The organism is Neptunomonas antarctica (assembly GCF_001305295.1).
GTDB classification, from domain to species: domain Bacteria; phylum Pseudomonadota; class Gammaproteobacteria; order Pseudomonadales; family Balneatricaceae; genus Neptunomonas; species Neptunomonas antarctica.
The window spans coordinates 1-1,198 of the sequence record NZ_LJSI01000008.1 but is presented as its reverse complement, the minus strand read 5'-3'; the positions used below and the strand labels follow the sequence as shown (position 1 = coordinate 1,198).

Annotated in this window: 1 protein-coding gene; it reads right to left on the bottom strand. The window is 49.3% G+C overall.

Annotated elements, in window-relative coordinates; all coding sequences use genetic code 11:
* Position 1 precedes the first annotated feature (1 nt).
* Positions 2 to 1,198: an elongation factor Tu gene (tuf, locus tag Nant_RS00040; RefSeq protein ID WP_054339599.1), complete on the bottom strand. Its 1,197-nt coding sequence runs from the start codon at positions 1,196 to 1,198 to the stop codon at positions 2 to 4.

Sequence of the window (1,198 nt, the reverse complement as noted above, 5' to 3'; positions counted from 1 at the left end):
ATTAAGCGATAATTTTAGCTACAACACCAGCACCGACTGTACGGCCGCCTTCACGAATCGCGAAACGCAGACCTTCGTCCATTGCAATTGGCGCAATCAGAGTAACAACCATTTTCACGTTATCACCTGGCATTACCATTTCAACGCCTTCTGGCAGCTCGCAGTTACCTGTCACATCAGTGGTACGGAAGTAAAACTGTGGACGGTAGCCTTTAAAGAATGGCGTATGACGACCACCTTCATCTTTGCTCAGCACATATACTTCACCTTCGAAGTGAGTATGCGGCTTGATCGTGCCTGGCTTAGCCAGAACCTGACCACGCTGTACGTCATCGCGCTTAGTACCACGCAACAACACACCACAGTTCTCGCCTGCACGACCTTCGTCAAGCAATTTGCGGAACATTTCTACGCCAGTACAAGTAGTTGTTTGTGTGTCACGGATACCAACGATCTCGATTGACTCACCTACTTTAACGATACCACGCTCTACACGACCAGTTACTACCGTTCCGCGACCAGAGATTGAGAATACATCCTCAATTGGTAACAGGAATGGCTGATCGATAGCACGTACTGGATCTGGAATATACGTATCCAATGCTTCGATCAACAACTTAACAGCCGTTGTACCCAGTTCGTTTTCATCTTCGCCGTTCAACGCCATTAGCGCGGAACCACAGATGATTGGCGTGTCATCGCCCGGAAATTCGTAAGCATCCAGTAGCTCACGCAATTCCATTTCTACCAGCTCAACCATTTCAGCGTATTCTTCAGAATCAACACCGCCACAGTCTTCAGCCAACAAATCTGCTTTGTTCAGGAATACAACGATGTATGGAACACCTACCTGACGAGACAGCAAGATGTGCTCACGTGTCTGAGGCATAGGGCCATCAGTCGCGCCACATACCAGAATTGCGCCATCCATCTGCGCAGCACCGGTGATCATGTTTTTCACATAATCGGCGTGTCCTGGGCAGTCAACGTGCGCATAGTGACGAATCTTTGATTCGTACTCTACGTGCGAGGTAGAGATAGTAATACCACGCTCACGCTCTTCAGGTGCGTTATCGATACCAGCGAATGCTACTGCAGTACCGCCATACACTTCAGCGCATACGCGCGTCAGAGCAGCTGTCAATGTTGTTTTGCCATGGTCAACGTGGCCAATTGTGCCTACGTTGACGTGCGGCAG